Genomic DNA, 23,536 nt, shown 5'->3' on the forward strand with positions numbered 1-23,536 from the left:
GTTTACGGAGGATGGGACACGCCCAGAAACAAACCTAAAACAAACCGAAAACGAATTGTACTTTTATAAAATGTAGCGTAAATATGTTAAAAAATTATCATAATATTAGCAGGTAGCCGTTGCAAAAAAATGTAATTTGGCACTTTAAATAGTTCTTTAGAACACTTGTTGATACAATTATGGATAAAATAAAAATACTTTGGGTTGATGATGAAATCGACCTTTTGAAACCACATATACTATTTCTAGAAAAGAAAAATTACGAGGTAACAACCTGTAACAATGGGCTTGACGCCATTGGGATTTTTGAGGAAAACAATTTTGATATTGTTTTCTTGGATGAAAATATGCCCGGAATGAGCGGTTTGGAAACGCTGTCAGAAATGAAAGAGAAAAAATCTGCGGTTCCCATGATTATGATTACTAAAAGCGAGGAAGAATACATTATGGAAGAAGCCATAGGTTCTAAAATTGCTGATTATTTAATCAAACCTGTGAATCCGAACCAGATTTTGCTGAGTTTGAAGAAAAATCTGGATCATTCCCGATTGATTTCGCAAAAAACAACGCTGGATTACCAGAAGGAGTTTAGAAAAATCACCATGGAAATGGCGATGGTGAATTCCTATGAAGACTGGATTGAGTTGTACAAGAAATTGATTTTTTGGGAACTGGAATTGGAAAATATCGACGATCAGAGCATGATTGAAATTTTGGAATCCCAGAAAACAGAAGCCAATTCGCAATTTGGAAAATTCATTGAGCGCAATTATGAGGATTGGTTCGCTCCAAAAGCTGATAAACCGGTTCAATCACACACGTTATTCAAAGAATTAGTACTTCCTGAACTCAAGAAAAAAGATAAGCCCATTTTGTTTGTCGTGATTGACAACCTGCGTTACGACCAGTGGAAAACCTTTGAAAGTGTAGTGGGAAATTACTATAAACTGGAAAAAGAGGTGCCCTACTACTCTATTCTTCCTACGGCGACGCAATATGCTAGAAACGCGATTTTCTCTGGTTTAACGCCGCTGGAAATGGAAAAACAGTTTCCTCAATACTGGAAAAATGACCCGGAAGAAGGCGGAAAAAACCTTTTTGAAGCGGAATTTTTGACGGCGCAATTGAAACGATTGGGCTTGAATATCAAGGAAGATTATTTTAAAATCACCAGTCTTGCCGGCGGAAAAAAATTATCCGAAAGTTTTAAAGCCTTAAAAGATAATGATCTTGTGACAATAGTTTACAATTTCGTTGATATGCTTTCGCATGCCAAAACAGAAATGGATGTAGTAAAAGAACTGGCCTCTGATGATAAAGCGTACCGCTCGCTGACGTTAAGTTGGTTTAAGAATTCCCCGCTTTTGGAAATCATTCAACAGGCCCAAAAAATGGGTTTCAAATTGATTTTGACTACCGATCACGGAACGATAAATGTAAAAAATCCATCGAAAGTGGTGGGTGACAAAAACACCAGTTTGAATTTACGTTACAAAACTGGACGCAGTTTGACGTATGAACAAAAAGATGTTTATGCCGTTAAAGAGCCAAAAAATATTGGTTTGCCTGCAATAAATATGAGTAGTTCTTATATTTTTGCAAAAAATGATTTGTTCTTGGCGTATGTCAACAACTACAATCATTATGTGAGTTATTACAAAAATACGTATCAACACGGTGGAATTTCATTGGAAGAAATGATTATTCCGTTTTTAGTTTTTAATCCAAAATAAAAAAAGAAGTCAGGCTTAGTTTTCAGTGTACGGCAAGAACCTTAAACTTTAAACTTTAAACAATTTTATAAGAATGAATATCATTTTTTCTATAGACCAGCTCGAAGAAGTAGCGCAAAAAATTATAGCCAATAATCCTAAAAAAGTGATTCTTTTTCATGGAGAAATGGGCGTTGGAAAAACCACTTTGATTAAACAATTGTGTAAAACGCTTGGTGTAATTGGCGCTACAAGCAGCCCAACCTTTTCTTTAGTTAATGAATATGAAGCTAATGACAATCAGCTAGTTTACCATTTTGATTTTTATCGATTAAACAAAGAAGAAGAAGCTCTAGATATGGGAATTGATGATTATTTGTATTCCGGTAATTGGTGCTTTATAGAATGGGCAGAGAAGATTCCTAATTTGATCCCTGAAACACATTCCGTTATAACTATTTCACTGCTTACTGATGGAAAAAGATCTTTAACCTTAAGCTAAAAGTAATTATGAGTTTAGACAATACTGTAGAAATCATCCCTTTTTCAGCAACATTAGCAGCCCCTATAAAAACCTTAAACTTGGAATGGCTGAAAAAAAATTTCAAGGTTGAACCCAAAGACGAAATCGTACTTTCGGATCCGCAAGGTCAAATTATAGACAAAGGTGGAATGATTTTTTATGCAAAATATAACGATGAAATCGTTGGAACGGTATCCTTAATAAAAATTGACAATACGACTTTCGAACTCAGTAAAATGGCAGTTACTGATGGTGTTCAAGGATTGGGAATTGGCAAAAAACTTATGCTGCATTGTCTTGCTATTGCCGAAGCAAAAGGAATGGAGAAACTGATTTTATATTCGAACCGAAAATTACTGTCGGCTATTCATTTGTATGAAAAATTTGGTTTCGTAGAAGTACAGTTGGAAGATGGCGTTTATGAACGAGCCGATATAAAAATGGAAAGAATCATTCGCTAATAGTAAATGAAAGTTAACTTATATTTATCCCCACAAATCGTGCACTTTTTTTAAAAGTTTTTACGTAAATTGTACCCTTAATTTAACAACATCAATGTCAATTACTATAACGCCATTCACAAAACAACAGCTATTACCTCAAGAAGAAAAACTAGAGATTGCCAGAAAAAAAAGCGAACTTTTTATAGGTATTCCAAAGGAAACCAGTTATCAGGAACGCCGTATCTGTCTTACTCCAGACGCTGTGAACTCGCTGACCTATCATGGCCATCGGGTAATGATTGAGGCTGGCGCGGGATTAAATTCCAGTTATACGGACAAAGAATATTGTGATGCCGGTGCAGAAATTACAAATGATACCAAGAAAGTTTTTAGTTGTCCGATGATATTGAAGGTAGAGCCTGCAACGCTTGCTGAAATTGAAATGATGAACCCTCAAACGATTTTGCTATCAGCCATTCAACTGAAAACCCGAAAGAAAGTCTATTTTGAGGCTTTGACAAAAAAGAAAATTACCGCACTTGCCTTTGAATACATAAAAGATGAAGATGGTACGTATCCTGCGGTAAAAGCGTTAAGCGAAATTGCCGGAATTGCCTCAATTCTTATTGCAGCCGAGTTGATGATTACGAATGAATTTGGAAAAGGATTATTATTCGGGAACATTACCGGTGTTCCTCCTACTGATGTTGTAATTCTTGGCGCGGGAACTGTTGGGGAATTTGCCGCTAAAACCGCTATTGGATTAGGTGCTAATGTCAAAGTTTTTGACAATTCCATTACCAAATTACGCCGTTTACAAAATAATTTGAATCAGCGTATTTTTACTTCTACCATACAACCAAAATCCTTACTGAAAGCATTAAGACGATGTGATGTTGCTATTGGCGCTATGCGAGGCAAAGAACGTTGTCCCGTAATTGTTACGGAAACTATGGTCGAACACATGAAAAACGGTGCTGTAATTGTAGATGTTAGTATTGACACCGGCGGTTGTTTTGAAACTTCAGAAGTGACTTCACACGAAAAACCTACGTTTATCAAAAACAATGTGTTGCATTATTGCGTACCCAATATTCCTTCCAGATATTCTAAAACGGCTTCGTTATCCATTAGCAATATCATAACACCTTATTTGATGCAAATTGCTGCAGATGGTGGGATTGAAAGTGCTATTCGTTGTGATAAAGGATTAAAAAATGGTGTTTACATGTACCATGGAATTCTCACAAATAGTGCCATTGGTGATTGGTTTGATTTACCCAATAACGACATTAATTTAATTGTTTTTTAAGAAAACTTTCTTCTACCTTTGCCAAAAATTTAATTCATGAAGTTTATACATCGTTTTGCGTATTATCTAGTAGGTTTAGTTATCGGATTGTTTTTTGTAGCGTTAGTTTTTAGTGGTAAAGATACCCGTTGTAACTATTTTCCAAATGCGAGAGTCTTAAATGATTTAAGAAACAAACCTTTCCATTATTCGGATAAAGCATCACAAATTTTAGCTGAAAAATGGATTGATACTGCAGATATAAAAAACACATTACAATATGGTGATGTAGATTTTGACAACAGTAATATCGAACTTAAAAAAGGAAAGCTATATATCATCGAAGGAAAAACAATCAAAAACCAAGAGGTAACTTTGAAAGTCATTAATTACACTGATAAAGCCGTTTTAGAGGATATTATCAAAAAATAATTGCTCTTTATACCAACAAAAGTAAATTTTAGAAAATAGTACTTTTAAAATCAAACCATTAAGATATTTAGAAAATTAAGTTTTAAAACCTTAATTAAACTTAATTTCTTAATGGTTCAGAAAAGATAATTTGAAAATAGTTTAAAAAACTATAACCATTTTATAGGTTCTAAATTATTACTTTTCAAATACGCATTCGTTTTACTAAAATGTTTATTCCCAAACCATTTTCCTTGATTGGCGCTCATTGGCGAAGGATGCCCGGATTCTAAAACCAGATGTTTGTTTCGGTCTATTTTGATTCCTTTTTTATGGGCGAAATTTCCCCAAAGCAAGAAAACAACATGCTCTTTTTCTTCCGAAATTTTTTGGATAATTGCATCGGTAAAAAGATTCCATTTCAAATGTTTATGACTATTCGCATTGTCTTCTCTAACCGTCAGCGAGTCATTCAACAACAAAACGCCCTGCTTTGCCCAAGATTCTAAATTACCGGAAGAGGGCATGAAAATAGTTTCCAAATCCTCACTCATTTCCCTGAAAATATTGCGTAACGAAGGCGGAATTCGCACACCATCATTAACAGAGAAACACAAACCATTGGCTTCGCCTTTCCCATGATACGGATCTTGACCAATGATAACCACTTTTACATCTTTGAAACTACAATAATTAAACGCAGCAAAAATCAATTCTTTCGGAGGATAACACGTATGAATTTTATATTCTTCATCAACCGTTTCCATTAATTCTTGAAAATAGGGTTTCTGGATTTCATCAGATAAAACGGATTGCCAAGTGGGATTGAGATTGATATGCATAATTAAATATTTGTAAGCAAAGATACAGAGAGAAAATTTTTTTGAATCATAAAAAGGATAATAAACATTCATTAATTCTTTGTGAAAGTCTGTTAAATAGTCTTAACTATTAGCTATTTTTGTGTTGAAAAGAATTATACGATAAATGATATCCATCACTGAAAAAACATTACAAGATTTACAATTTCCAACTGTTCTCGAAACCATTTCGACCATTTGTAATACTGACATCGGAAAACAAAAAGCATTAGAAATAACCCCTTTTAAAGACAAGGAAACATTGATGCAAGCATTAATGCAAACCTCAGAATATGTTTCGTCTTTCCAAAATAACAATGCTATTCCCAATCATGGTTTTGATGCTATCACGCATGAAATAAAGTTTCTGGCCATTGAAGACAGTTTCTTAGAAGTGGGCAGTTTTAGAAAAATTGCCACCATTTCTTCAACGGTAAATTTCTTGTTAAGTTTTTTGAGAAAATTTGAGGATTATTATCCAAATATAAACGCAAGAGCAAGCCAAGTCGAACTAACCAAAGAAATCATTACGATGGTGGATGAAGTAGTCGATAAGTATGGCGAAATAAAAGATAATGCCTCACCGGATTTATTGAACATCCGACGTAGCATGAATGCTGTTCGCGGAAAAGTCAATCAAAGTTTTGGAACTGCATTGACTCACTACAATTCGTTGGGATATTTGGATGATATTAAAGAAAGTTTTGTGCAAAACAGGCGAGTTTTAGCAGTTTTAGCTATGTATCGCCGTAAAGTAAAAGGATCCATTCTGGGCAGTTCGAAGACAGGAAGTATTGCTTATATTGAACCCGAAGCTACTTTACAATATTCCCGTGAATTGAGTAATCTTGAATACGAAGAGAAAGAAGAAATAACCCGAATTTTAAAACAGTTAACTAATTATATTCGCCCATATTTACCGCTTTTAATCAAATACCAGGATTTTCTTAGTGATATTGATGTGATTGCTGCGAAAGCAAAATATGCAAATAAAATCAATGGAATTTTGCCAACAATTACAGAGGAACGCCGCCTTTATTTTAGAGAGGCCTACCATCCAATTCTGTATTTGAACAACAAACAAAAAAACGAAATTACGCATCCGCAAACCATTGAATTGGGTCAGGAAAATAGAATTATTGTGATTTCCGGTCCTAATGCAGGAGGAAAAACCATTTCGTTAAAAACCGTAGGACTACTGCAATTAATGCTGCAATCCGGAATGTTGATTCCGGTGCACGAACGTAGTGAAACGTTTTTATTTGATAGAATTCTAACAGATATTGGAGACAACCAATCTATTGAAAACCATCTAAGTACATACAGCTATCGATTAAAGAACATGAATTATTTTCTAAAGAAGTGCAATAGAAAAACCATGTTCCTTATTGATGAGTTTGGTACTGGTTCAGACCCTGAATTAGGAGGTGCTTTAGCCGAAATTTTCTTAGAAGAATTCTATCATAGAGAAGCTTTCGGGATTATTACAACGCATTATTCAAACCTAAAAATTCTGGCGAACGAACTACCTTTTGCCACCAATGCCAACATGCTTTTTGATGAAAAAACATTAGAGCCATTGTACAAATTAGTTTTGGGTCAAGCAGGAAGTTCCTTTACGTTTGAAGTAGCTTTGAAAAACGGAATTCCTTTCAGCTTAATCAATCGGGCGAAAAAGAAAATTGAAGTTGGAAAAGTACGTTTCGATAAAACCATTGCTACCCTTCAGAAAGAACGTTCTAAGATGGAAAAAACTTCTCAAACGCTGAAAGAAGAAGAAACCAAAGCGCGTGAAGAAGGCAAAAAAATGGAGAATATCAATGTAAAAATCAAGCAAAAACTGGAAAGCTATCAAGAATTGTACGACAGCAACCAGAAAACCATTTATATTGGCCAAAAAATTGAAGACATTTCGGAGAAATATTTCAACAATAAAAACAAGAAAGAACTACTTGGTGAATTTTTGAAAATCATTGAAATCGAAAATTCAAAGCGTAAGAAAGCCACAACCAAAGAGACAAAAGCGCTGATTGAAAAGAAAAAAGAAGTCATTCAAGAAGTTACGGTGCAGGTTGAAGAGATCAGAAAAGAAAAGAAAGAGAAGAAATTGAAAGTCGTAATTGAAAAACCAAAACCAATTCTAAAAGTAGGTGATCGCGTGCGAATGTTTGATGGAAAAGCAGTAGGAACCATCGATTCTATTGAAAAAAACAAAGTAACAGTGAACTACGGCGTATTTACTTCAAAAGTCAGTCTGGAAGCGCTGGAATTCGTGGAAGCCGGGAAGAAGTAAACAGTATACCATTTATGCAAGTCATTGCGAGGAACGAAGCAAGCCCACTAACAAGAGTGACTTTTGCTAATCATTGAAACAGATATACGAAATGCGATTGCTTCGTTCCTCGCAATGACAAATACAAATAAAACTATGAAACCTGGATTTATTTATATTATCACTAATAAATACCAAACAGTAGTTTACACAGGTGTAACTTCAAACCTTCCACAAAGAATTTTAGAACATAAAGAGAAAAGATATCCTAATTCATTTTCTGCTCGTTATAATGTGAATGTATTAGTTTATTATGAGCAATTTCAATGGATTGATGATGCTATAGCTAGAGAAAAGCAAATAAAAGCAGGTTCAAGAGAAGCAAAAAACGAATTAATTCGGATTTTAAACCCAACTTGGAACGATTTATTTGAAGAAATTAAAGATATAATGACGAAATGAATCTTATATAGACGAACATAAGTAATTGCGAGGAACGAAGCAATCGCACTAACAAGAAGCAAGTTGAATAACTAAATGCGACTGTTTCGTTCCTCGCAATGAAATAACAAAACAAGAAAATGCTCAATATTCCTAAAGAAAAAAAAATAATTCTCTTTGACGGTGTTTGCAATCTGTGTGATTCGGCGGTGCAAACGATTATTAAGCATGATAAAAAAGATGTTTTCCGGTTTGTAGCCTTACAATCTGATTTGGGTCAAAAAATAATCAAACACTTGGGAATTGACACCCAAAAAACAGATAGTATTATTCTGTATCAGCCTGGTTTTGCTTACTACTATAAATCCGAAGCTGCCTTAGAAATTGCTAAACATTTGGGAGGAATATTTTATTTTGCTTCACTATTTTCAATATTACCCACTTCTTTCAGTAACTATATTTATGATTATATCGCTAAAAACCGGTACAAATGGTATGGAAAAAAGGAAACTTGTCTGATTCCCACAAAGGAGCTACAAGCCAAATTTTTAGATTAAACACCCAATCATGATAATTATCATACCTTTTATTTTACAGGAATAATATATTTGAACAATCTTAAAATAAATGAATCATGAAAGACACCACACTTTTTTCTTGGGATAACGGAACTTTTATAATGGTTGTCGTATTCGGATTAGTCATCGTAGGAATTATTTCAGCAGTTTTCATTATGATGAATTCTGACAGAAAAAAATAACAGCATAAAAAAGAGGATGCCTTTATGGACATCCTCTTGCTGCTATTATCTATATTTAGAAAAACTAACTTCTAATTAATTTTCTGTATTTCAATCGTTTTGGTGTTAAATCACCACCCAAACGTTTCTTTTTATTTTCTTCATATTCGGAGAAACCACCTTCAAAACAATACACTTCAGAGTTACCTTCAAAAGCTAGAATGTGCGTACAAATTCTGTCTAAGAACCATCTGTCGTGAGAAATAACTACCGCACAACCTGCAAAACTCTCCAAACCTTCTTCTAATGCACGAAGTGTATTGATATCCAAATCATTCGTAGGCTCATCCAGTAAAAGTACGTTTCCTTCTTCTTTCAAAGTCATCGCTAGATGCAAACGGTTGCGTTCTCCACCAGAAAGCATTGACACTTTCTTGTTTTGTTCTCCGCCACCAAAATTAAATCGTGACAAATAAGCTCTTGAATTTACTTGTTTTCCGCCCATCATAATCAATTCCTGACCGTCAGCGAAATTTTCCCAAATCGATTTATTAGGATCTATGTTTGAGTGTGCTTGATCTACATAAGCGATTTTTACAGTATCGCCTATTGAGAACTCTCCTGAATCTGGCTTTTCTTCACCCATTATCATCTTGAAAATGGTTGATTTACCAGCCCCGTTTGGTCCGATAATCCCAACAATTCCTGCTTGAGGCAATGTGAAATTTAAATTATCATACAGTAATTTATCTCCAAAAGCTTTAGCAACATTTTTGGCTTCAATTACATTCGTCCCTAAACGTGGACCATTTGGAATGTAAATTTCCAGATTTTCATCCAATTGTTTTTGGTCTTCATTCAATAATTTATCGTAGTTCTGCAAACGCGCTTTTTGTTTTGTTTGACGTCCTTTGGCACCTTGACGAACCCAGTCCAACTCGCGTTCTAAGTTTTTTCTGCGTTTCGAAGCTACTTTTTCTTCTAATGCCATACGGCTTGATTTTTGGTCCAACCAAGAAGAATAATTCCCTTTCCAAGGAATTCCTTCACCTCTATCTAATTCCAAAATCCAACCTGCAACATTATCCAAGAAATATCTATCGTGCGTTACTGCAATTACAGTTCCGGCATATTGTGCTAAATGTTGTTCTAACCAAAGTACACTTTCGGCATCCAAGTGATTCGTAGGCTCATCCAAAAGCAATACATCAGGTTGTTGCAACAACAAACGACATAAAGCTACACGACGACGCTCACCACCGGATAAATTCTTTATTGGCGTGTCACCTTCTGGAGTACGCAACGCATCCATGGCAATTTCAAGTTTGGTATCGATTTCCCATGCACCCAATGCATCAATTTTATCTTGCAAAAGCGCTTGACGATCCATCAATTGCTCCATTTTATCGGCATTTTCATAGACTTCTGGCAAACCAAAACTATCATTGATTTTATTGAATTCATCAAGAACTGCCATCGTTTCAGCAACTCCTTCTCGAACAATTTCGATAACCGTTTTACTATCATCTAAAATAGGTTCTTGTTCTAAATAACCTACCGTATAACCAGGTGCAAAAACGACATCACCTTGATAGTTTTTATCAACACCGGCAATAATTTTTAATAAGGAAGATTTTCCAGAACCATTTAAACCTAAAATACCAATCTTAGCTCCGTAAAAGAAACTCAAATAGATGTTTTTAAGTACTGGTTTATCTGCTCCTTGATACGTTTTACTCAATTTTGACATTGAGAATATCACTTTTTTATCGTCTGCCATCTCTATTTTTTAATTTAAATTATATTTATATTATCTATTTGATCTTAAGTCTAAGATCTACATTAAAAATAACTACTAAAGTCTGCCTTTAAGCGAACTAAACACCCAAGCATTAGCCAAAAAGCCAACACCTACAGCTGCAAATCCCCAGCCTGCTACATCATCATATCTAAAAGCGCCTAATGCGATAAGCAATAAACCCATTACAATCATTATCAAAGTAGCCCAACCTAAAATAGTATTTTTATTCATTCCCATAATTGTGGTATTTATTTTTAATAACCCGATTCCAAAGCGTCGGAACGGGAGTGCAAATATCGGAAATTTTTGTCCTTTAATTAAATATTTTATAAAGCATTTCTCGTAACAAATCAGATTGAGACATTGCATTAGCGCCAACTCCTTTACTTTTTACATCAATATCTCTTAAAGCACCTACAATTTGACTTACTTTTTTCATTGGATAGTTTTTCAAAGCCACATCATATTCTTTCAAAAAAAATGGATTTACGCCTAATACAGCCGATATATTTTTTGGATTTCTGTCTTTCAAACCGTGGTATTTCAGCAATTGGATAAAAAAACCAAAAACTAAACTCGTAGTAACTACCATTGGATTGTCTTTTGGATTCTGAGCAAAATTTTCAGCAATTGTATAGGCTTTTAACTGGTTGCGTTCGCCAAGTGCTTTTCGCAATTCAAATACATTAAAATCCTTACTGAAACCTATATTTTCCTCGATGTGTTTGGGAGTTATAGTGCTTCCAACCGGAAGAATGATTTGTAATTTTTCTAATTCATTGTTTATTTTACTTAAATCTGTCCCAAGAAATTCTACCAACATGGCATTTGCTTTAGGCTCAATCGAATATTTTTTACCGGATAAAACGCGCTTAATCCACTCTCCTACCTGGTTTTCATATAGTTTCTTGCTTTCATAAACGATACCGTTTTTGGCTAACAGTTTGGTTACTTTTTTACGTTTATCAAGCGTTTTGTATTTATAACAAAAAACTAAAACTGTTGTTGCCATTGGGTTTTCAGCGTAACTTTCCAGTTTATCTATTGTTCTGATTAAATCCTGAGCTTCTTTTACGATGACCACTTGACGTTCCGCCATCATTGGATAACGTTTTGCAGTCGAAATGATATCTTCTATAGAAACATCTCTTCCGTATAAAACGGTTTGATTGAAGCCTTTTTCTTCTTCGGATAAGACTTTTTCTTCAATATAATCTGAAAGTTTGTCAATATAATACGGTTCTTCGCCCATCAAAAAATAGATTGGTTTGATGTTCCCGCTTTTTATATCATTTACAATTTTTATGACCTCGTCCATTCCTTTTTGTTTAAAGTTTGAAGTTTAAAGTTTGTTGCTTCGAATGAAACTTTTAAACCCTAAATTTTAAACTTATTTAATACTTTTGCTTTATGCAAAAACTAAATTTTCAGCTTTATAATTTTCGTTTCAAAAATAGCGAAAATAAAGTCTCCATTTTTGATGAAATCAGGAAAAAATTTATCATTCTTACTCCCGAAGAATGGGTTCGTCAGCATGTAGTCCAATTTTTATTGGAAGAAAAAAAATACCCGAAATCATTGATTAATGTAGAGAAAGTTTTAAAAGTCAATGGCTTGCGCAAAAGATACGATGTCGTGGTTTTCAATTCTGATGGTTCTATTTTCATTTTAATTGAATGCAAAGCACCTGAAGTAAAAATTGCACAAACAACTTTCGACCAAATTGCAAGATACAATATGACAATGAAGTCCGAATTTTTGATGGTAACCAATGGATTGAATCATTACTTTTGTCAAATGGATTTTGAAAATGAAAAATATCAATTCCTCCCTGAATTGCCAATGTATAAAATTGTATAATCAAATAATCTAAATGAAAATAGCTGTTGTCATCCTGAATTGGAATGGAATTTTATTGTTAGAAAATTTTTTGCCTTCAGTGCTAAAATATTCTCCGGAAGCCACAGTGTATGTAGCCGATAATGCTTCTACAGATGATTCTGTTTCCTATGTGAAAGCTTTTTTTCCTACAGTTAAAATTGTAAAAAACGATACTAATTTCGGATTTGCAGACGGATACAACCAAGCTTTAAAGCATATTGAGGCTGATTTATATGCGTTAATAAACTCTGATATTGAAGTGACTGAGAATTGGTTACAACCCATTCTTAAAACGTTCGAAAATGAACCAAAAACCGCTATAATTCAACCTAAAATACTGGATTTCAAAAATAAAGAATACTTTGAATATGCTGGTGCTGCCGGTGGTTTTATAGATCAATACGGATATCCATATTGTCGTGGTCGTATTTTTGACACTTTAGAAAAAGATAACGGACAGTACAATGATAATTGCGAAATATTTTGGGCAACGGGAGCTTGTTTTTTTATTAGAAGCGCCGTTTATAAAGAATTAAAGGGTTTTGATGATGTTTTTTTTGCGCACCAAGAAGAAATTGATTTGTGTTGGCGCGCCTTTAACAAAGGATATCAAATAAAATATATTTCAGAATCAGTTGTGTATCATGTAGGCGGAGCTACTTTACAACAAGGAAATCCGAAGAAAACTTTTTTGAATTTTAGAAACTCCTTATTGATGCTGACAAAAAACCTTCCTGAAAATAAATTGTATCCAATTCTTTTAGGCAGAATGGTTCTGGATGGAATTGCCGGAATACAATTTCTTATGAAAGGAAAATTCAATCATTTTGTAGCAATATTGAAAGCGCATTTTTCTTTTTATAAACTATTTTTAGATCATTATAAAAAAAGAACTAAATTTCAAGAACAAAAATACTATCACACAAAAAGTATCGTTTACATCTATTTTATTAAGAAAATCGTTGTTTTTAACGATTTATTTAGAACAAAACAAATATAAAAAAGTAACTTTGTCTTTAACATTTAATTAAATTAATACCATTTATGAAAAAAATAGTAATTGCCTTATCTGTATTAGCACTATTGACTTCATGTGTTTCTAAAAAGAAATACACTGATTTAGAAGCTAGAAATAAAGAAACTCAAGACTTGTTAAATACTGCAACAGTAAAATTAAATGCTTGTTTAGAAGAAAAAGCAGCACTTTCTGCTACAGCGTCTCTTTTAAAAGAACAAAACCAAGGATTAATAAGTACTTCTAAAGACATGACTATATTGTCTACAAAAGGAGCAGAAAATATTGAAAAAGCTTTAGAATCTATCAAAGAAAAAGATTTAAAAATCAGCAGAATGCAAGATGCTTTAACTAAGAAAGACAGCGTAACACTTGCTGTAGTTACTAGTTTGAAAAGCGCTGTAGGAATCTCTGATCCAGATATCGAAATAAATGTTGAAAAAGGAGTTGTATTTATATCTATTGCTGATAAATTGTTGTTTAAAACGGGAAGTTACGATGTAACTGACAAAGCAAAAGGTGTTTTAGCTAAAGTGGCTAAAGTAGTAAATGACAAACCAGATTTTGAATGTATGGTTGAAGGTCATACTGATAATGTTCCTTATAATGGTTCAGGTATTTTATTAGACAACTGGGATTTAAGTGTGAAACGTTCTACTTCTATCATTCGTGTATTAACAACTCAATTGGGTGTTAAACCAGAACAATTGATTGCAGCAGGAAGAAGTTCATATATTCCTTTAGTAGCGAATGATTCAGCTGAAAACAGAGCTCGTAACAGAAGAACTCGTATTGTTGTTCTACCTAAAATCGATCAGTTTTATGAAATGATTGAAAAAGAGATGAAAAAACAAAGACCATAATTTCAAATTCTATTTGAAATAAAAAACGTCCCGAATATCGGGACGTTTTTTTTTGGTTTTTAAAGAACACTAATCCCGACTATTCGGGACTGAATACTGACTAAATTAAAGAATATCCAAACTTCCCTTTCCTTCTCTCACCACAATAGGTTCATCTCCTGATAAATCAATAATCGTTGATCCCATATTATCACCATAACCGCCATCAATAACCATATCGACAAGGTTTTGCCATTTCTCAAATATGAGTTCCGGATCAGTCGTATATTCAATCACATCATCTTCATCGTGAATTGAAGTGGAAACTATTGGATTCCCTAGCAACTTCACAATTTCTAATGCTATCGCATTGTCTGGAACCCTGATTCCAACAGTAGTTTTCTTTTTAAATTCCTTAGGTAAATTATTATTTCCAGGCAAAATAAACGTATAAGGTCCTGGCAAAGCTCTTTTTAATAGTTTAAAAGTAGCTGTGTCAATTTGTCTCACATAATCAGATATATTACTCAAATCGTGACAAATAAAGGAAAAATTAGCTTTTTCCAGCTTGATCCCTTTAATCTTTGCAATTCGTTCCAAAGCTTTGGTATTGGTAATATCACAACCTAAACCATAAACGGTATCCGTTGGATAAATAACTAACCCACCGTCTTTTAAAACCTTGACTACTTTGGCAATTGCCGCTTCATTAGGTTTGTCTTCGTATATTTTTATAAATTGAGCCATTTTTTTTAGTTTAAAGTTTCAGATTTAAAGTTTCAGGTTCTACAGTTTTTCAACAACTTTAAATTTTTTTATCCAATAATATCCAGTTTTGCAAAGCGTAACAATAATTTCTTTATTCCACCAACTTCAAATTTGATTTCGGCTTTTTTATCTGCTCCCACTCCTTCAAGGTTTAAAACTTCGCCTTTACCAAAACGTTCGTGCATTACAATATTTCCGGCTACTAATTTATTATCAAACAAATTTGCACTACCGCTTGAAGTTGCTGTATTGGATACAGGTTTCAATTTACGAATATTTATATCCGATTTGGGTTCATTATCATTATTATATTTGACTGGTGGTGTTCCGTTGGCTGGTTTTGCCAGACGCAATTTGGATTTATCTACATCTCCAAAAATATCACTGTCAATCATTGGTTTATACCTATAATTCGATTCGGCTGGTGTTAGATATTCTAAATACTGTGCGTCAATTTCCTCAATAAATCGGGAAGGTTCGCTATCAGTTAATTTCCCCCAACGGTAACGCGATTGTGCATACGTCAAATACGCCTGATGCTCCGCTCGTGTCAAAGCCACATAGAACAAACGACGTTCTTCTTCGAGTTCACTTCTCGTACTCATACTCATTGCGCTCGGGAACAAATCTTCTTCCATTCCCACCACAAAAACATGAGGGAATTCCAATCCTTTTGCCAAGTGAATCGTCATTAAAGCCACGCGGTCTTCATCGCTTGTGTCTTTATCCAAATCTGTTGCCAAAGCCACATCTTCCATAAACTCAGACAAGGCGCCACGAGCACCATCAATTTCTTTTTGACCTTCGGTAAAATCCTTTATACCGTTTAGTAATTCCTCTATATTTTGAATTTTTGCCATTCCTTCCGGAGTAGCATCTTTCTTTAATTCTTGTACTAATCCGGTTTTTTTGGCAACGTGATCGGTGATATAAAACGCATCTTGATTTTGATCAATCACCTGAAAACTCTGAATCATCGTTACAAAATCTTGCAATTTTTGTTTGGTTCCCGAATTCAGTTTTAAGTCAATTTTATCAATATTTTGCATCACTTCCCAAATGGAACGTTTGTAGTGATTGGCAGCAATCGTAAGTTTTTCGACTGTTGTATCTCCAATTCCACGAGCCGGATAATTGATTACACGCACCAAAGCTTCTTCATCTTTTGGGTTGATAACCAATCGTAAGTAACACAATACATCCTTGATTTCTTTCCTTTGATAAAATGATAAACCACCATAAATGCGATACGGAATATCTCTTTTTCTAAGCGCATCTTCCATCGCACGGGATTGCGCATTGGTACGATATAAAATTGCAAAAGAACCGTTACTAAGCTGGTTTTGCATCTTTTGTTCGAAAATCGTGCTGGCTACAAAACGCCCTTCCTCGGCATCGGTCATGCTGCGGTGCACTTTTATTTTTGGACCAAAATCATTCGCAGTCCAAACTATTTTATCCAGTTTTACCTTATTCTTATCGATAATGGTATTTGCTGCTTCTACAATATTTTTTGTCGAACGATAATTTTGTTCAAGTCTAAAGGTTTTCACGCCTTCATAATCTTTCTGAAAATTCAAAATGTTATTGATATTCGCACCACGAAACGCATAAATACTTTGCGCATCATCACCCACCACACAAATATTCTGAAATTTATCAGACAATGCACGAACAATCAAATATTGAGAGTGGTTTGTATCTTGGTACTCATCTACCAAAATATAACGGAAACGGTTTTGATATTTAGCCAAAACTTCTGGAAAACGAGTCAATAATTCATTGGTTTTTAACAACAAATCATCAAAATCCATTGCGCCAGATTTGAAGCATTTATCAACATAATTTTGATAAATTTCTCCTAATCTTGGCTTTTTAGCCATTGCATCCGCTTCTTGTAATTCAGGATTATTGAAATAGGCTTTTACTGTAATCAAGCTATTTTTATAACTGGAAATTCTGCTTAAAACCTGTTTTGGTTTATATACATCCCTGTCCAATTGCATTTCTTTGATAATCCCGGAGATACAACGCAATGAATCTTGGGAATCATAAATCGTAAAATTCGAAGGATATCCCAAATGATCGGCTTCGGAACGTAAAATTCTGGCAAAAACTGAGTGAAATGTCCCCATCCAAAGGTTTTTGGCCTCACTTGCCCCTACAATTTGAGAGATTCGGGTTTTCATTTCCCGTGCCGCTTTATTGGTAAACGTAAGCGATAAAATATTGAAGGCATCAACGCCCTGATTCATCAAATAAGCAATTCTAATAGTCAACACACGCGTTTTCCCGGAGCCCGCACCAGCAATGATAATCATTGGCCCGTCTTTTTGAAGAACAGGTTCACGTTGGGCTTCGTTGAGTTGATCGATATATTTATGCATGGAGAAATTTAAATTTATTATGCAAAAATAAGAATTTAAGATTTAGAAAACAGGTTTAAATTACAATCATAATGAGTTCTGATTTAACCAAAATTTCCCTTACTATAAAGTCATTAGCAAAGTTGCTAATCTTTAAAAAAGACATCGTATGCAAAACGGATTAAAGTCCCTACAACCACGACCAAAAAGAAAATTCTGATAAAACTATTTCCTTTATTGATGGCTAATTTAGCGCCAATCCAACCACCTAAAGCATTACTGGCAGCCATAGGTAATGCTACAGCCCAAATTATTTTGCCTTTTAAAATAAAAAGACAAATGGAACCAAAATTAGTCGACAGATTCACCATTTTAGCATTTGCGGAAGCGTGCAAAAAATCGAATCCCATAATGGCAATAAAAGCCACCACTAAAAAGCTTCCGGTTCCCGGTCCGATAAATCCATCATATAAACCAACTATGAAACTGATTCCAATAGCATTCCAAATTTGAGTTCTTGGGGAATGATTTTTTTCAATATGTTGTCCAAAATTTTTCTTGGCGTAGGTATAAATCACTAAAAAAGAAAGAACAACCAGTAATAACGGTTTCATGAAATCATTGCTGACATACGTCAACAAAGTAGAGCCTAAAAATGCCGAAGGAAATGCCAAAAGCATCATGATAGCAAGCAATCTCCAGTTCATATCCACTTTTTTAAGATACTGATACGCTGCAAAAGATGTCCCACTAAAAGCAGGAACTTTCAAGGTACCAATTACGGTTGAAACAGGAAGATTAGGCAATAAAATCAAACCCATGGGAGTTTGTATCAATCCCCCGCCACCAACAATTGCGTCAATAAATCCTGCCGCAAAAGCAGCCAAACAAAGTAAAACTAATATGTAGGTTTCCATTTAAACTATTATTTTTAGTATTCTCGTAGCGATTGGCAAAAATACTATTCATATTGATTTATTGCTATTAAAATGAAATTGATTTATAGTCAAAAAAGTATATTTTTGCTTTTATAAATTTTATCAAAACATGGAAACTACTAAAATTATAGAATTACTAAGTTATACGTTACCGGCAATTGTCACGGGTCTTGTTGCCTATTATTTTTTTGATCTCCATACCAAAAACGAAGAAGGAAGACGTCGTTATTTACTAAACAAAGAAGCACAAAAAAATGCTTTACCATTGCGCTTACAAGCGTATGAGCGTATGTCATTATACATGGAGCGCATTAATCCTACTAAATTATTGATTCGGATTGCACCAATTTCTAACGATAAAAACGATTACGAAAATCTGATAATTGCGCATATCGAACAAGAATTTGAACACAATTTAACCCAACAAATCTACATGACAGATGAATGTTGGACAATTATTGTCACGGCAAAAAATGCTACGATCCAAATGATTCGAAAAGCGAATATGAGTGATCGTGTTGACAATGCCGATAAATTGCGTGAAGTAGTTATAAGTGATTTGATGGAAAAACAATCACCTAGCAATGCTGCATTAGCCTACATTAAAAACGAAGTGGGGCAATTGTGGTAAAACATTCTAAAGCAATAAAAATAATCAAATTCACTAATTTCTACATGAATAATCGTTTGAAATGAGTGAATTTGCGTTTTTAAATCCCTGTTGATTTCTGACTTATTCTTTCAACAACCGATTCAATTGAAACTGTTCCGCTTCATTTAAATCAGGAACTATTCTTTCCAAAGAAACTCTCATTTCCGGGTTTATCAATAATTTTCTTAAGTTATCTCTACCAAATTTAGTGAATTGCCACATGTGATGCGTGGTAGCATTTACGAGATTTTTCAAAACAACGTCATTTATTATTTTGAAAGCGAGTAATTTCTCTAAAGCATTTTGTCTGGTATTCGCCTCATAATTTATGGATGAATATTGTATTAATTCGGTTTCTAAAGCTTGCTTGTCAAGAGGGTAATTTGGTGTCGAAAATGCTAAAGTCAGCCATAAGGTTCGCAAATTATAATCATTGAAACCTATCCAATTTTTTGATTTATCCAAATACTGACTGCGTTGCTCTGGAAAATTATTCCATAAATTATACAGCGCCAGTTCTTGTGTTTGATATGATTTATCCTCTAATAAAGTTTCATATTGTGTTCTGAAGCTTTCCGGAATTTCATTCAATGATACAGCAACTGTTTGGCGCAATTGCACATTTTTAGTTTCTAAAGCTAAAATAAAAAGGCTCTTTTTATCTTCCCATTTTTCATTTTTCAATTGATTCAGAATCGCTTCTTTTACCGAAAAATAAACGTCAGATTGCATTATTTTTTCAAGAAAATCCTTTTTCTCTGATAACGGTTGATTTTTTAATTTCTCCACTTCAAATAACACTTGAATTGATTTATTTTTAAGCAATAAAATATTGGCTTGTTGCGTATTAAAAACACTTGACTCAAGCCATACTTTACTAAAATTATCCAAATCATAATTCGATACTTTTTTGATTTCAGCAAAAAAATCTGGGGTATTCACATTCTGAAATGCATGTTTTTTCAAATAGTTTGATACCGCTTTTTTAAACTCCTTATCTCCTATTTCTTTCTGTAAAACAAAAAGTGCCCAAGCTCCTTTTTGATAAAAAGTCAATGAACTGGCTTTGGCATTCAAAACAGGAATGGTGTCCGTTCGGGAAGCAAATTTCAGTTGTTGAGCCGTTTCGTATAATTTGGAATAAAAATAATCTTCACCATAGATTTCCTTTTCGGCCAGCAACGCATAATAGGTTGCGAAACCTTCCTGTAACCAATGGTGTTTTCCGCTTTCGGCAGTGACTAAATTCCCAAACCACTGATGCGCTAATTCATGTGCATTGACATTCGTGTAACTTCTGTCCTCAAAACCTGTAGAATCGACCACATAACGCGTGTTGAAAAGTGTTGCCGATGTGTTTTCCATTCCGGCATACAAGAAATCCCGAACAGGCGCTTGTTTGTAAATTCCCCAAGGATACTTTACTCCTATTTCCTTTTCTAAAAAATCAAACATTCTTTTAGAATCACGATAGGTTGGTTCAAATTTAGTTGCGTCTTTTGTTTCCAAATACATTTCTAAAGGAATTAGCGACTTTGATTGCTGTATTTGTTTTTCAAATTTCCCGATGGCAAGCATTAGTAAATAAGAACTCATCGGTTTTTGCATGTTGAATCTCCAATAGGTCATTGAATCATTATTAACCTTACTTTTTAAAATTCCGTTAGAAATTACTTGGTATTTTGAATCAACAACTACTTCCAAACTAAAAATCATTTTCTCATTGACATCATCAAAACTTGGCAGCCAATTGCTGGTGTTTTTTCCTTGTCCCTGCGTCCAAATTTGCACATTATCTTTTTCTTCTGAACCAACAAAATAAAAGGCTTGCTTTGGTTTGGCAACATAATTAAAACTAACATTATTTTTTCCTTTTTTGAAATGTGAAATCAATAGAATTTGCTTTCCATTTGTAGTAAATTGAATTTTTTTCTGATTTAATTCTACATCAGAAAAATTCATATTTTGTGCGTCAATTTTAATGGTATCTGTTTCTTTTAAAACATTAAACCAATAACTGACTGCTCCGCTAACAGATTTAGCCTTAGAATTAATTGTTATCTGTCCACCAACCGATTTAAAATCGACAGATTTAGTTTGTTGCGCAAAAGTGATGGCAGATATTAAGAGAAAAAGGTATTTCATGAATTTCAAAGGTTATAACGGCGATTTCCAAAGTTACAAAGGTTTCCCAAACTAATCCGACTAATTTTGTAAGTTTACCTCCAGAAAATTACAAGAAAATTACATTGAAAAAGAAAGTCTTATTTAATTGGAGCAGTGGAAAAGATTCTGCGCTGGCCTTATATAAAACCCTACAAAATCCAGAAATTGAAATAGCCTGTTTACTCACCAGTGTAAACCAACAGTATCAACGTATTTCGATGCACGGCGTACGAGTAGAATTATTGCAACAACAAGCCGAAAGCATTGGATTGCCACTTGAAATTATGCAAATTCCTGAAATGCCAACGATGGAAGTCTATGAAAATGTAATGCGCGAAACATTGGACAAACTAAAAAAACAAGGTGTCACGCATTCAATTTTTGGAGATATTTTTCTGGAAGATCTGCGTAAATACCGTGAAGATAAATTAGCCGAAATAGGTTTTGAAGGCATTTTTCCGCTTTGGAAAATACCAACTCATGAAATTATTCAAGAATTCATGAATTTAGGATTCAAAACGATTGTGATTTGTGTAAATGAACGATTTTTAGATAAAAGCTTTGTTGGTCGCGTTATCGACCAAGATTTCATCAATGATCTACCTGAAAATGTTGATGTTTGTGGCGAAAACGGTGAATTCCATACCTTTACTTTTGATGGTCCTGTTTTCTCGAAACCAATTGATTTTGAAATTGGTGAAATTGTGTACCGAAAATATGAAAAACCCGAAAAAGAAGATTCATCCGATACTGCTTGCGATACGAACGCTTCTGATGCGTTCGATTTTGGTTTTTGGTATTGTGATTTGGTTGGGAAATAATTTAAACAAAAAACTCCGAAATCATAAGACAACGGAGTTTCATTTTTATAGAATCTTAAATAAATTACTAATCTAAACTTGGTACAGAAAAAGTATCCAAAACACTTTTTTCATTCATAAGGGTTTCAATTTCATTTGATTTCCTTGGTGCTTCCCCAGATAAGTTTACGGGTCCATTTGTAGTAATCAAAATATCATCTTCAATTCGTACCGCAATTCCCCACCATTTTTTATCGCAATCACTACCTATAGGAATGTAAATTCCCGGCTCAACGGTAACTACCATATCGGCTTCAAAAGCATTATATAAACCCGGATCGTGAACATCTAACCCAATGTGATGCGAGGTTCCGTGCGGAAAATATTTTCGGGATTCTTGTTCTGTTTCCACAATTCCTAGTTTTACTAATCCGGCACTGATTATTTTACGTGCCGCAACATCAGGAGCATTGAAACTATTTCCAATTTTTACAGCAGTAATTCCTGCTTCTTGGGCTTCATAAACTAAATCATAAATCAGTTTTTGCTCGGTGGAGAATTTTCCGTTAGCAGGAATCGTTCGAGTTACATCAGCTGTATAGCCATGATATTCAGCACCTAAATCCATTAAAACCAATTCATTTTCGACTTTCATTTTGCTGTTTTCAATATAATGTAACACGCAACCGTTATTCCCTGCACCCACGATTGATGGATAACCTTCAAACTCGCTGCCGTACTTTTTGTAAACAAATTCATGAATTCCTTGAATTTCCGTTTCAGACATTCCAGGATGCATTGCTTTCATAATTTCACGCTGTCCCATTGCCGAAATCCGAACCGCTTTAGTCAATAAAACCAACTCTTCTTTGGATTTTTTCTCACGCAAACTTGCCATATAAGTCAAAATCGATTTGGTATTTATCGTAGCTTTTTTTGAAATGATGCTTTTTTTAGCATTAATTTCATTTTGCACATTCGAATCCATTTGAGATTTCACTTTTTCGTTGTAGCCGATTTGGGATTTAAACGCTCCAATTAACTTGTATAAATCCGCTTTTTCATTTTTCGAATTTCGAGTGTCTTCTTCAAATTCTTTAAAGAAAACAGTGTCAAAACTGATATAATCAATCCCCGAATTTAAAAACGCTGACCCATCGAAAGCATTTTCAAAACCCAACTCTTTTTTGGCGCCTTCCGTTCCTAAACGCACTCCTGTCCATTGCTCTGCTCTTTGATTTTTCTCTTGAACATAGAGCAATTCATTGAATGATTTTCCATCTTTATTGGTTTGATTGTTCGAAAAAATTACCAGAACTGAATTAGGCTCTTTATATCCTGTCAAATAATAAAAATCGGGATCTTGATGGTAGATAAAATCCACATCATTGGCTCGGTTCCGAATAGGATTTCCAAAAAATACCGCTACACTATTCTGAGGCATTTTAGCACGCAAGGCTTCTCTACGCTCTTTATGGAATTGAGCCGACAAATAATCATTTGGATTTCCGTTTTGTGCTATGGAGACACAAACAAAAAAGACAGCAAAAACAAAAGAAAGTTTTAAATTCATAGCGCTACATTTTAGGGTTTTGCAAAATAAATAAAAGATTTT

23 protein-coding genes are annotated in these 23,536 nt (G+C 34.2%); 14 read left to right on the forward strand and 9 right to left on the reverse strand.

What is annotated here, in order from left to right:
* The first annotated feature begins 179 nt into the window (after positions 1 to 179).
* From porX to ACNQF8_RS12135, 5 genes are all read left to right on the forward strand, one after another.
* Positions 180 to 1,733, forward strand: coding sequence for a T9SS response regulator signal transducer PorX (porX, locus tag ACNQF8_RS12115; RefSeq protein WP_417953644.1), 1,554 nt, complete (start codon positions 180 to 182; stop codon positions 1,731 to 1,733).
* Positions 1,734 to 1,806: 73 nt separating this feature from the next.
* Positions 1,807 to 2,214, forward strand: coding sequence for a tRNA (adenosine(37)-N6)-threonylcarbamoyltransferase complex ATPase subunit type 1 TsaE (gene tsaE, locus ACNQF8_RS12120; RefSeq protein ID WP_417952516.1), 408 nt, complete (start codon positions 1,807 to 1,809; stop codon positions 2,212 to 2,214).
* A gap of 8 nt (positions 2,215 to 2,222) precedes the next feature.
* A complete protein-coding gene (locus ACNQF8_RS12125; protein WP_417953645.1) occupies positions 2,223 to 2,696 on the forward strand; it encodes a GNAT family N-acetyltransferase in 474 nt (157 codons plus the stop codon).
* 94 nt (positions 2,697 to 2,790) lie between these two features.
* Positions 2,791 to 3,990, forward strand: a complete 1,200-nt coding sequence (locus ACNQF8_RS12130) for an alanine dehydrogenase (RefSeq protein ID WP_417953646.1) — start codon at positions 2,791 to 2,793, stop codon at positions 3,988 to 3,990.
* A 36-nt stretch (positions 3,991 to 4,026) separates the two neighbouring features.
* Positions 4,027 to 4,401 carry a DUF4258 domain-containing protein gene (locus ACNQF8_RS12135; protein ID WP_315210049.1) on the forward strand — a complete coding sequence of 125 codons (375 nt, stop codon included), beginning with the start codon at positions 4,027 to 4,029 and terminating at the stop codon, positions 4,399 to 4,401.
* Between the two features lie 149 nt (positions 4,402 to 4,550).
* Here the strand turns inward: ACNQF8_RS12135 and ung are convergent, their stop codons facing one another.
* Positions 4,551 to 5,222 carry a uracil-DNA glycosylase gene (ung, locus tag ACNQF8_RS12140; protein ID WP_417953647.1) on the reverse strand — a complete coding sequence of 224 codons (672 nt, stop codon included), beginning with the start codon at positions 5,220 to 5,222 and terminating at the stop codon, positions 4,551 to 4,553.
* A 145-nt stretch (positions 5,223 to 5,367) separates the two neighbouring features.
* On the opposite strand from ung, the gene ACNQF8_RS12145 reads away from it, so the two are divergent.
* The 4 genes from ACNQF8_RS12145 to ACNQF8_RS12160 all read left to right on the forward strand — a co-directional run bounded on the left by ACNQF8_RS12145 (position 5,368) and on the right by ACNQF8_RS12160 (position 8,713).
* Entirely contained in the window at positions 5,368 to 7,533 is a 2,166-nt protein-coding gene (locus ACNQF8_RS12145) for an endonuclease MutS2 (RefSeq protein ID WP_417952520.1), read from the forward strand.
* A 63-nt stretch (positions 7,534 to 7,596) separates the two neighbouring features.
* Positions 7,597 to 7,974, forward strand: coding sequence for a GIY-YIG nuclease family protein (locus tag ACNQF8_RS12150; protein ID WP_417952521.1), 378 nt, complete (start codon positions 7,597 to 7,599; stop codon positions 7,972 to 7,974).
* A 119-nt stretch (positions 7,975 to 8,093) separates the two neighbouring features.
* Positions 8,094 to 8,510, forward strand: a complete 417-nt coding sequence (locus tag ACNQF8_RS12155; protein WP_417953648.1) for a thiol-disulfide oxidoreductase DCC family protein — start codon at positions 8,094 to 8,096, stop codon at positions 8,508 to 8,510.
* A gap of 77 nt (positions 8,511 to 8,587) precedes the next feature.
* Positions 8,588 to 8,713, forward strand: coding sequence for a hypothetical protein (locus ACNQF8_RS12160; protein ID WP_256371164.1), 126 nt, complete (start codon positions 8,588 to 8,590; stop codon positions 8,711 to 8,713).
* Positions 8,714 to 8,777: 64 nt separating this feature from the next.
* Here ACNQF8_RS12160 and ettA read toward each other — a convergent pair whose 3' ends face one another.
* The 3 genes from ettA to holA form a co-directional block, all read right to left on the reverse strand.
* Positions 8,778 to 10,472, reverse strand: a complete 1,695-nt coding sequence (gene ettA, locus ACNQF8_RS12165) for an energy-dependent translational throttle protein EttA (protein WP_113633893.1) — start codon at positions 10,470 to 10,472, stop codon at positions 8,778 to 8,780.
* Between the two features lie 75 nt (positions 10,473 to 10,547).
* Positions 10,548 to 10,730: a CAL67264 family membrane protein gene (locus tag ACNQF8_RS12170; protein ID WP_091169561.1), complete on the reverse strand. Its 183-nt coding sequence runs from the start codon at positions 10,728 to 10,730 to the stop codon at positions 10,548 to 10,550.
* A 76-nt stretch (positions 10,731 to 10,806) separates the two neighbouring features.
* Positions 10,807 to 11,811, reverse strand: coding sequence for a DNA polymerase III subunit delta (holA, locus tag ACNQF8_RS12175; RefSeq protein ID WP_417953649.1), 1,005 nt, complete (start codon positions 11,809 to 11,811; stop codon positions 10,807 to 10,809).
* 92 nt (positions 11,812 to 11,903) lie between these two features.
* Between holA and ACNQF8_RS12180 the strand changes: the two genes are divergently transcribed.
* From ACNQF8_RS12180 to ACNQF8_RS12190, 3 genes are read left to right on the forward strand one after another with little or no spacing between them, the layout of a single operon-like run.
* A complete protein-coding gene (locus tag ACNQF8_RS12180; RefSeq protein ID WP_282717738.1) occupies positions 11,904 to 12,353 on the forward strand; it encodes a type I restriction enzyme HsdR N-terminal domain-containing protein in 450 nt (149 codons plus the stop codon).
* A gap of 13 nt (positions 12,354 to 12,366) precedes the next feature.
* Positions 12,367 to 13,374, forward strand: coding sequence for a glycosyltransferase family 2 protein (locus tag ACNQF8_RS12185; RefSeq protein ID WP_417952524.1), 1,008 nt, complete (start codon positions 12,367 to 12,369; stop codon positions 13,372 to 13,374).
* 44 nt (positions 13,375 to 13,418) lie between these two features.
* Positions 13,419 to 14,252 (forward strand): OmpA/MotB family protein, encoded by an 834-nt coding sequence (locus ACNQF8_RS12190; protein WP_315211794.1) that lies wholly within the window; start codon positions 13,419 to 13,421, stop codon positions 14,250 to 14,252.
* 105 nt (positions 14,253 to 14,357) lie between these two features.
* Here ACNQF8_RS12190 and ACNQF8_RS12195 read toward each other — a convergent pair whose 3' ends face one another.
* The 3 genes from ACNQF8_RS12195 to ACNQF8_RS12205 all read right to left on the reverse strand — a co-directional run bounded on the left by ACNQF8_RS12195 (position 14,358) and on the right by ACNQF8_RS12205 (position 18,282).
* Positions 14,358 to 14,978: an L-threonylcarbamoyladenylate synthase gene (locus ACNQF8_RS12195; RefSeq protein ID WP_417952525.1), complete on the reverse strand. Its 621-nt coding sequence runs from the start codon at positions 14,976 to 14,978 to the stop codon at positions 14,358 to 14,360.
* A 68-nt stretch (positions 14,979 to 15,046) separates the two neighbouring features.
* Positions 15,047 to 17,386, reverse strand: coding sequence for an ATP-dependent helicase (locus tag ACNQF8_RS12200; protein ID WP_121342086.1), 2,340 nt, complete (start codon positions 17,384 to 17,386; stop codon positions 15,047 to 15,049).
* 125 nt (positions 17,387 to 17,511) lie between these two features.
* Positions 17,512 to 18,282, reverse strand: coding sequence for a sulfite exporter TauE/SafE family protein (locus ACNQF8_RS12205; protein ID WP_417952526.1), 771 nt, complete (start codon positions 18,280 to 18,282; stop codon positions 17,512 to 17,514).
* A gap of 130 nt (positions 18,283 to 18,412) precedes the next feature.
* Between ACNQF8_RS12205 and ACNQF8_RS12210 the strand changes: the two genes are divergently transcribed.
* Positions 18,413 to 18,934: a DUF7935 family protein gene (locus ACNQF8_RS12210; RefSeq protein ID WP_417952527.1), complete on the forward strand. Its 522-nt coding sequence runs from the start codon at positions 18,413 to 18,415 to the stop codon at positions 18,932 to 18,934.
* A gap of 102 nt (positions 18,935 to 19,036) precedes the next feature.
* Here the strand turns inward: ACNQF8_RS12210 and ACNQF8_RS12215 are convergent, their stop codons facing one another.
* Complete coding sequence (locus tag ACNQF8_RS12215; protein ID WP_417953650.1) at positions 19,037 to 21,100, reverse strand: M1 family metallopeptidase; 2,064 nt, start codon at positions 21,098 to 21,100, stop codon at positions 19,037 to 19,039.
* Between the two features lie 104 nt (positions 21,101 to 21,204).
* Between ACNQF8_RS12215 and ACNQF8_RS12220 the strand changes: the two genes are divergently transcribed.
* On the forward strand, positions 21,205 to 21,942 hold the full coding sequence (locus ACNQF8_RS12220; protein ID WP_417952529.1) for a Dph6-related ATP pyrophosphatase: 738 nt from the start codon (positions 21,205 to 21,207) through the stop codon (positions 21,940 to 21,942).
* Positions 21,943 to 22,009: 67 nt separating this feature from the next.
* Here ACNQF8_RS12220 and ACNQF8_RS12225 read toward each other — a convergent pair whose 3' ends face one another.
* Entirely contained in the window at positions 22,010 to 23,494 is a 1,485-nt protein-coding gene (locus tag ACNQF8_RS12225; RefSeq protein ID WP_417953651.1) for an aminopeptidase P N-terminal domain-containing protein, read from the reverse strand.
* Between the last annotated feature and the right edge of the window lie 42 nt (positions 23,495 to 23,536).

This window comes from Flavobacterium labens (assembly GCF_048286755.1).
Classification (GTDB): domain Bacteria; phylum Bacteroidota; class Bacteroidia; order Flavobacteriales; family Flavobacteriaceae; genus Flavobacterium.

Bases quoted from the DNA above. Each gene is read 5' to 3' on its own strand.
- porX (WP_417953644.1), top strand. From the start codon at position 180: ATGGATAAAATAAAAATACTTTGGGTTGATGATGAAATCGACCTTTTG.
- tsaE (WP_417952516.1), top strand. From the start codon at position 1,807: ATGAATATCATTTTTTCTATAGACCAGCTCGAAGAAGTAGCGCAAAAA.
- ACNQF8_RS12125 (WP_417953645.1), top strand. From the start codon at position 2,223: ATGAGTTTAGACAATACTGTAGAAATCATCCCTTTTTCAGCAACATTA.
- ACNQF8_RS12130 (WP_417953646.1), top strand. From the start codon at position 2,791: ATGTCAATTACTATAACGCCATTCACAAAACAACAGCTATTACCTCAA.
- ACNQF8_RS12135 (WP_315210049.1), top strand. From the start codon at position 4,027: ATGAAGTTTATACATCGTTTTGCGTATTATCTAGTAGGTTTAGTTATC.
- ung (WP_417953647.1), bottom strand. From the start codon at position 5,222: ATGCATATCAATCTCAATCCCACTTGGCAATCCGTTTTATCTGATGAA.
- ACNQF8_RS12145 (WP_417952520.1), top strand. From the start codon at position 5,368: ATGATATCCATCACTGAAAAAACATTACAAGATTTACAATTTCCAACT.
- ACNQF8_RS12155 (WP_417953648.1), top strand. From the start codon at position 8,094: ATGCTCAATATTCCTAAAGAAAAAAAAATAATTCTCTTTGACGGTGTT.
- ACNQF8_RS12160 (WP_256371164.1), top strand. From the start codon at position 8,588: ATGAAAGACACCACACTTTTTTCTTGGGATAACGGAACTTTTATAATG.
- ettA (WP_113633893.1), bottom strand. From the start codon at position 10,472: ATGGCAGACGATAAAAAAGTGATATTCTCAATGTCAAAATTGAGTAAA.
- ACNQF8_RS12170 (WP_091169561.1), bottom strand. From the start codon at position 10,730: ATGGGAATGAATAAAAATACTATTTTAGGTTGGGCTACTTTGATAATG.
- holA (WP_417953649.1), bottom strand. From the start codon at position 11,811: ATGGACGAGGTCATAAAAATTGTAAATGATATAAAAAGCGGGAACATC.
- ACNQF8_RS12180 (WP_282717738.1), top strand. From the start codon at position 11,904: ATGCAAAAACTAAATTTTCAGCTTTATAATTTTCGTTTCAAAAATAGC.
- ACNQF8_RS12185 (WP_417952524.1), top strand. From the start codon at position 12,367: ATGAAAATAGCTGTTGTCATCCTGAATTGGAATGGAATTTTATTGTTA.
- ACNQF8_RS12190 (WP_315211794.1), top strand. From the start codon at position 13,419: ATGAAAAAAATAGTAATTGCCTTATCTGTATTAGCACTATTGACTTCA.
- ACNQF8_RS12195 (WP_417952525.1), bottom strand. From the start codon at position 14,978: ATGGCTCAATTTATAAAAATATACGAAGACAAACCTAATGAAGCGGCA.
- ACNQF8_RS12200 (WP_121342086.1), bottom strand. From the start codon at position 17,386: ATGCATAAATATATCGATCAACTCAACGAAGCCCAACGTGAACCTGTT.
- ACNQF8_RS12205 (WP_417952526.1), bottom strand. From the start codon at position 18,282: ATGGAAACCTACATATTAGTTTTACTTTGTTTGGCTGCTTTTGCGGCA.
- ACNQF8_RS12210 (WP_417952527.1), top strand. From the start codon at position 18,413: ATGGAAACTACTAAAATTATAGAATTACTAAGTTATACGTTACCGGCA.
- ACNQF8_RS12215 (WP_417953650.1), bottom strand. From the start codon at position 21,100: ATGAAATACCTTTTTCTCTTAATATCTGCCATCACTTTTGCGCAACAA.
- ACNQF8_RS12225 (WP_417953651.1), bottom strand. From the start codon at position 23,494: ATGAATTTAAAACTTTCTTTTGTTTTTGCTGTCTTTTTTGTTTGTGTC.